Origin of the sequence: Pseudactinotalea sp., from assembly GCF_048594945.1 — a bacterium.
GTDB lineage: Bacteria > Actinomycetota > Actinomycetes > Actinomycetales > Beutenbergiaceae > Pseudactinotalea.
In genome coordinates, this window is the sequence record NZ_JBMDXJ010000471.1 from 1 (window position 1) to 5,426 (window position 5,426).

The following is a 5,426-nucleotide window of genomic DNA, read 5'->3' on the forward strand; positions in this document are numbered from 1 at the left end:
GGTCTACAGCTGGCACGGCCACGGTCGTGACGGCGATCCGCGACCGGTGCTGGCCGCCGTTTCTACCTCGCACCTGCCGAGCCCGTGGATCGGTGACCGTGGTCAGCTGCAGGTGATGCCCACGCTGGGCACCTCGACCGACCGGGTCGAGCGAGCGGTGCCGTTCGAGCACGAGGCGGAGACCGACCGCCCGCACGTGTGGGCGGCGAACCTCGAGAACGGCATCCGGGTCGAGGCGACGGCTGGCCCCTCGGTGATGGCGGTCCGGTGCACGTTCCCGAGCGACGCCGTCGATCCCTCGATCGTGCTCGACCACCTGGGCGAGGTTCACGACATCGAGGTGACCCAGGACGGCGACGCGCTCGTGGTGACCGGGCTGCTGGTCGACGACGCCGACGCCATGCGCGCCGACACGCTGCCGCACCACGTGCACGTGCGCATCCCTGGCGTGCGCGAGCACGAGCTCCCGCTCACGGGTGGCCGGTTGCTCGGGCGCGTGCTGCTCGAGCCGGCCCCCTCGACCACGGTGCTGGTGGGGCTGTCGACGCTCGACGCCGACACGGCGGCCGCGCACGTGGCGAGCGTGGCCGGATTCGACGATCTCGCCGCCGCGACCGCAGCCGCCTGGCGGCGCGTGCTCGAGACCGTGCAGGTGGACGGCGCCACCGAGGACCAGCAGGTCGCGCTGGCCTCGGGGCTGTACCGGCTGTTCTTGTTCCCCACCCGGCAGGACGAGCCGGTCGAGGGTGGCACGCGGTGGCGCAGCGTCTACGGCGAGCGCATCGCCGACACGGTGCGGGCGGCAGAGATCGGCGACCGCCCGGACACCGGTGCGGGCTGGTACAGCGCGACCAACGGCTTCTGGGACACCTACCGCACGGCGTGGCCGCTGCTCGGGCTGCTCACGCCGGAGGAGGCCGGTGCAGCGGCGCAGGGCTTTGTGGCGCACCATCTCGACAGCGGCTGGATGCCGCGCTGGAGTGCACCGACGCCAGCGGACTGCATGACCGGGACCACCTCCGACACGGTGCTGGCGGACATGGTGGCCTACGGCGTCCCGAGCGTCGACCTGCGGCAGGCGTGGGAGAGCGCGCTGACCAACGCGACCGTTCCGCCGTCGGACCCTCGGGTGGGACGCAAGGGGCTGCATCCTGCGCTGTTCCGCGGCTTCGTCTCGACCGACGTGAGCGAGGGCATGTCGTGGACCCTCGACGCCGCGCTCAACGACTGGTCCGCCTCGCGGATCGGGCGAGCGCTGGCGGCGACGCTTCCGGAGGGTGCGGAGCGCACGCGGGTGGAGGTCGAGTGCGAGTGGCTGGAGCGGCGCTCGCTGCTCTACCGCGAGGTGTTCGACGCCGACCGTGGCTTCTTCATCGGGCGGGACCACGCGGGCCAGTGGCGGATCGGTGACGACTTCAACCCCGACGACTGGGGCGAGGACTACACCGAGACCAACGCCTGGGGCACCGCAGTCACGGTCCCGCACGACGGCGCGGGCCTGGTACGGCTGCACGGTGGCGAACAGCAGCTCGGCGACCTGCTCGATCGCCTCCTCGCGCGACCGGAGACCGGCTCGGCGGCTCACAAGGGCTCCTACGGCACCGCGATCCACGAGATGGCTGAGGCCCGCGACTGCCGGATGGGCATGCTCGCGCTCTCGAACCAGCCGGCTCACCACATCCCGTTCATGTACATGCACGCTGGGCGTCACGATGACGCGCACGCGGTGGTCGCGGACGCGCTGGACCGGCTGTTCGTCGGCTCCGACCTCGGGCAGGGTTACCCCGGCGACGAGGACAACGGCGAGATGTCGGCGTGGTGGATCTTCGCCACGATCGGGCTCTACCCGCTGGTCCCGGGAAGCGGCACGTTCGTGCTGCTGCCTCCCCGGGTCGAGCGCACCGTGCTGCGCCCGGTGGGCGCCGCCGAGGTGGAGATCGTGGTCACCAATCCGGGCGGCGGCCGGTTCATCTCGTCGGTGACGATCGACGGCGAGGCGTGGCACGAGATCTCGGTTCCCCACGCCGTGCTGGCGCGAGGTGCGCGGATCGAGGTGGAGCTGTCGCTCACGCCGCAGGCTTGGGCTGCGGGGTCGCGACCGGTCTCGGCGTCACAGGTGCACGGGTTCGACGAGCCGCTGCGCGACGTCACGCGCGCCGCCGCCGCCAGCCACCCGGCGCTCGTGGACGACGCCGGAGCCTCCCCGGTCGCGCTGGCCGCGAACGAGCAGGTGACCATCACGCTCACGGAACCGGCCGCCGTCGGGAGCATGATCACGGTGACGACAGACCAGCCGCAGTCGCTGGGCTGGCGTCTGGAGGCGCAGGTCGGCGGCGCGTGGTACCTGCTCGACGCCCGTTCCGACGAGGTCTTCGAGCGGGTCGGGCAGACTCGCGCGTTCCGTACCGATCGGCCCCTCAGCGGCGTGTCCGAACTACGGTTCTCGCTCGAGACCGGCGGCACGATCCGGCAGCTCGAGGTGCTCGCACCCTGAGCGGTCGTGGCGAGATAGCCCGACATGGGCGAGCATGAGCGATGCGAGGAGGTCGATGATGAGTGCCGTGCTCGATCCAGTGGTGCGTCTCTCAATTGATCTCCCCCTCCCGAACTCCGACATCCCGCCTGGCGGCGTTCTCGTCAGTCGCGATACAGACCCGGTATCGCTCCCTCCTCGGCCTTGCCAGACGGGCGCCGGAGCCCGCTCGTGATGGGAAGCCAATTGAGAGACACACCACTTGAGCCGCTGAGCCGGCTCGTGGCGCCCGAGGGGTGGTCGACACGCCCGGTCGATCTCGTGGCCGTGGCGCACGACGCGTCCCACTACCTGCTCACGCCGTCCGCGCTGGTGACGCCGGCCGATCTCGGTGAGCTCACGGCCGTGCTCGTGGCCGCGAACCGTTCGCGCACGCCGCTCACCTTCCGCTCCGGCGGCACGAGCCTCTCGGGGCAGGCGGGCACCGAGGGTGTCCTGGTGGACACCCGGCACTCGTTCTCGGGTGTGGAGGTGCTCGACGGCGGTGCTCGGGTTCGGTGTGAGCCCGGGGCTGTGCTTCGTCGTGTCAATGCCATGCTGGCGCGGCACGGGCGTCGGCTCGGCCCCGATCCGGCGAGCGAGATCGCCTGCACGATCGGCGGCGTGGTCGCGAACAATTCCTCGGGGATGACCTCCTCGCACACCGCCACCGCCTACCGGACCCTGCACTCGATGCGGTTCGTGCTGCCGAGCGGAACGGTGGTCGACACCGCGGCACCTGATGCCTCGCGTCGACTGGCCGCCGACGAGCCGGCCCTCGTGGCCGGGCTGCTGGCGATCCGGGACCGCCTGCGCACCGACGCGCGGCTGCGCGAGATCATCTCCCACCAGTTCTCGATGAAGAACACGATGGGCTACGGGCTGAACGCCTTCCTCGATCACGACGAGCCTGCCGACATCCTCGCGCACCTGCTCGTGGGGTCGGAGGGCACGTTGGCGTACGTCGCGTCGGTGGTGCTGGACACGGTGCCGGCGCTGCCGCACGTGGCCACGGCGCTCGCGGTGTTCGAGGACATCGACCAGGCTGCTGCCGCGGTTCCCAGCCTGCTGGAGGCCGGCGCGGTCGCGGTCGAGCTGATGGATCCGCCGGCGCTGCGGGTCGCGCAGGGGCTCGCGGCGGCGCCGGAGCAGATGCGGGCGATCGCCGTCGAGAGTCACACCGCGCTGCTGGTGGAGGCGCAGGCGGCGAGCGAGCCGGACCTGGCCGACGCCGCCGCACGGCTGAGCACCACGATCGCGGGGCTGCCGCTGGCGCTGCCGACCGCGCTCACCACCGAGGCGCAGGCGCGTGCGGCGATGTGGGCCGTGCGCAAGGGGCTGTACGCGGCGGTGGCAGCGGCCCGCCCGGCGGGCACGACCAACCTGCTGGAGGACATCGCGTTCCCAGCCGACCGACTGAGCGCGGGGGTGGCGGGGCTCGGCGCGCTGCTGGAGCGGTACGGCTACGACGAGGCCGTCACGTTCGGGCACGCACGCGACGCGAACCTGCACTTCATGATCACGCCCCACCTCGATGACGCGCGTGAGCTGGCGACCTACGAAGCGTTCACCGAAGACCTCGTGGAACTGGTGCTCGGTGAAGGCGGCACGTTGAAGGCCGAGCACGGCACCGGCCGGATGATGTCGCCCTACGTGAGGCGCCAGTACGGTCCCGAGCTGTACGAGGTGATGCGCGAGGTGAAGCGGCTGTGTGACCCGCACGGCATCCTGGCGCCGGGCGTGATCCTCGATGACGACAGTCGCGCGCATGTCTCCCACCTCAAGACCTTCCCGCAGGTCGACAGGGAGGTGGACACCTGCGTGGAGTGCGGCTACTGCGAGCCCGGCTGCCCGTCACGAAACACGACCACCACGCCGCGGCAGCGGATCGTGCTGATGCGCGAGATCGGGCGTGCCCGGGCCGAAGGGCGTCCGGACGACGCACGTGCCCTGGAGCGCGACTTCGGCTACGAGGCCGTGCAGACATGCGCCGCGGACTCGCTCTGTGTGCGCTCGTGCCCGGTCTCGATCGACACCGGCGCGGTGATGAAGCGGCAGCGTGCCGAAGGGCTGGGCCCGCTCGCCCAACGAGGCGGTGCTGCCGTGGCAGGGCACTGGGAGGTGGTCGAGAGCGTGGCTCGCCTCGGGCTCGGCGTCGCCGATGCGTTGCCCAGCGCTCTCGTCGGAGGCGCGAGCCGTCTTGCCCGCAGGGTCCTGCCGACCGACGTGGTGCCAGAGGTCGGCGAGGACCTGCCGGGCCCGGGCCGTTCCCGCAGCACGCTCACCGGGCTCGTGGGACCGGCCGAGGCGGAGGTGGTGCTGTTCCCGAGCTGCACGGGTGCGCTTTTCGGAGGTCCGGCCTCCTCGTTCCTCGCGCTGACCGAAGCGGCGGGGGTCGCGGTGACGATGCCCGAGCAGGTCGATTCGCTGTGCTGCGGCACCCCCTGGTCCTCCAAGGGGTTCGTCGAGGGACAGCGCGTCATGGGGGAGCGGGTGGTCGACGCGCTATGGCTCGCGAGCCGCGAGGGCGCGCTGTCCGTCGTCATGGACGGCGCGTCATGCACGCACGGCCTCGAGGGTCTCGACAAGGTCCTCGCCGGAACTCACGCCGAGCGGTTCGCCCGACTCACGGTGCTCGATGCCGTCGCCTGGGTGCGTGCCGCGGTGCTGCCGCGTCTGACGATCCCCGAGCACCGCCGTCTGGATCGAGTGGTGGTCCACCCGACCTGCGGCACCGAGCACCTCGGCGCCACCGCCGACCTCGTCACGCTTGCCGAGGCGGCCGCGCGCGAGGTGGTCGTGCCTGCCGCGTGGGGATGCTGCGGCTTCGCCGGCGATCGCGGCTTGCTGCACCCGGAGCTCACAGCCGGGGCGACCCGCGACGAGGCTGCCGAGGTGGCGGCGATCCGCGATG

At 71.8% G+C, this 5,426-nt stretch carries 2 protein-coding genes; both read left to right on the forward strand.

The genetic code is table 11. The annotated features are described in order from the left end of the window. On the forward strand, positions 1 to 2,494 hold a 2,494-nt coding region (locus tag ACOJSN_RS21310; RefSeq protein ID WP_420114489.1), incomplete at its 5' end, for a GH92 family glycosyl hydrolase. 225 nt (positions 2,495 to 2,719) lie between these two features. Next, positions 2,720 to 5,426 (forward strand): FAD-binding and (Fe-S)-binding domain-containing protein (locus ACOJSN_RS21315; RefSeq protein WP_420114490.1); only part of this gene is annotated, 2,707 nt, incomplete at its 3' end.